Source organism: Nonomuraea sp. NPDC003560 (assembly GCF_042878785.1).
Lineage (GTDB): Bacteria > Actinomycetota > Actinomycetes > Streptosporangiales > Streptosporangiaceae > Nonomuraea.
On sequence record NZ_JBIAOF010000033.1, the window covers coordinates 1 to 2207 of the forward strand.

Genomic DNA, 2207 nt, shown 5'->3' on the forward strand with positions numbered 1-2207 from the left:
ATCAACGGCACCGAGCGTGTCGTGGTCTCGCAGCTGGTCCGTTCGCCGGGTGTCTATTTCGAACGTAACGTCGACAAGACCTCGGACAAGGACCTCTACGGCTGCAAGGTCATCCCGTCGCGGGGTGCCTGGCTGGAGTTCGAGATCGACAAGCGCGACAGCGTCGGTGTGCGCATCGACCGTAAGCGCAAGCAGGCCGTCACCGTGCTTCTCAAGGCACTGGGATGGACCAACGACCAGATCCTCGAGCGGTTCGGCCAGTACGAGTCGATGCGCGCGACGCTGGAGAAGGACCACACGGCCGGCCAGGACGACGCCCTGCTGGACATCTACCGCAAGCTGCGGCCGGGTGAGCCGCCGACCAAGGAGTCGGCGCAGACCCTGCTGGAGAACCTGTACTTCAACCCCAAGCGGTACGACCTGGCCAAGGTGGGCCGCTACAAGATCAACAAGAAGCTCGGGGTCGACTCCGAGATCACGCAGGGCACGCTGACCGAAGAGGACATCGTCGCCACCATCGAGTACATCGTCCGCCTGCACGCGGGCGAGGAGTCGATGCCGGGCGCCAACGGTGAGGTGATCGTCGAGGTCGACGACATCGACCACTTCGGCAACCGCCGCCTGCGCAGCGTCGGCGAGCTCATCCAGAACCAGGTCCGCCTGGGCCTGGCCCGCATGGAGCGCGTCGTCCGCGAGCGGATGACCACCCAGGACGTCGAGGCGATCACGCCGCAGACCCTGATCAACATCCGTCCCGTCGTGGCCTCCATCAAGGAGTTCTTCGGCACCTCGCAGCTGTCGCAGTTCATGGACCAGACCAACCCGCTGGCCGGCCTGACGCACAAGCGGCGTCTGTCCGCGCTCGGCCCCGGTGGTCTGTCCCGTGAGCGGGCCGGCTTCGAGGTCCGTGACGTGCACCCGTCCCACTACGGCCGGATGTGCCCGATCGAGACCCCTGAAGGCCCGAACATCGGTCTGATCGGCTCGCTGGCTTCCTACGGCCGCATCAACGCCTTCGGCTTCGTCGAGACGCCTTACCGCAAGGTCGTCGACGGCCGGGTGACCGACCAGATCGACTACCTGACGGCCGACGAGGAAGACCGCTACGTCAAGGCGCAGGCCAACACGACGCTCAACCCCGACGGGTCGTTCGCCGAGTCCCGCGTCCTGGTCCGTACCAAGGGCGGCGAGACCGAGCTCGCCCGTGCCGAGGAAGTCGACTACATCGACGTGTCGCCGCGCCAGATGGTGTCGGTCGCCACCGCGATGATCCCCTTCCTGGAGCACGACGACGCCAACCGCGCGCTCATGGGCTCCAACATGCAGCGCCAGTCGGTGCCGCTGCTCAAGAGCGAGGCGCCGCTGGTCGGCACCGGCATGGAGTACCGTGCCGCGACCGACGCCGGCGACGTCATCAGCGCCGAGAAGGCCGGCGTGGTCGAGGAGGTCTCGGCCGACTACGTCACCGTCATGAACGACGACGGCACGCGTACGACGTACCGGGTCGCCAAGTTCAAGCGCTCCAACCAGGGCACCTCCTTCAACCAGAAGCCCATCGTCGCCGAGGGCGACCGGGTCGAGGTCAACCAGGTCATCGCCGACGGCCCCTGCACCGACAACGGTGAGATGGCGCTCGGCAAGAACCTGCTCGTGGCGTTCATGCCGTGGGAGGGCCACAACTACGAAGACGCCATCATCCTGTCCCAGCGCCTGGTTCAGGACGACGTCCTCTCCTCGATCCACATCGAGGAGCACGAGGTCGACGCCCGCGACACCAAGCTGGGCCCGGAGGAGATCACCCGGGACATCCCCAACGTGTCGGAAGAGGTCCTGGCCGACCTCGACGAGCGCGGCATCATCCGGATCGGCGCCGAGGTCGTGCCCGGCGACATCCTGGTCGGCAAGGTCACCCCGAAGGGCGAGACCGAGCTGACCCCGGAGGAGCGGCTGCTGCGCGCCATCTTCGGTGAGAAGGCCCGTGAGGTCCGTGACACCTCGCTGAAGGTGCCGCACGGCGAGCAGGGCAAGGTCATCGGCGTGCGCGTGTTCAGCCGCGACGAGGGCGACGAGCTCCCGCCGGGCGTCAACGAGCTGGTCCGCGTCTACGTGGCCCAGAAGCGTAAGATCACCGACGGCGACAAGCTGGCCGGCCGCCACGGCAACAAGGGCGTCATCTCCAAGATCCTGCCGGTCGAGGACATGCCGTT

1 protein-coding gene is annotated in these 2207 nt (G+C 66.8%); it reads left to right on the forward strand.

Translation table 11 applies throughout. The annotated features are described in order from the left end of the window. A partial coding sequence (gene rpoB, locus ACFYUV_RS51370; RefSeq protein WP_387683437.1) for a DNA-directed RNA polymerase subunit beta occupies positions 1–2207 on the forward strand: 2207 nt, incomplete at both ends.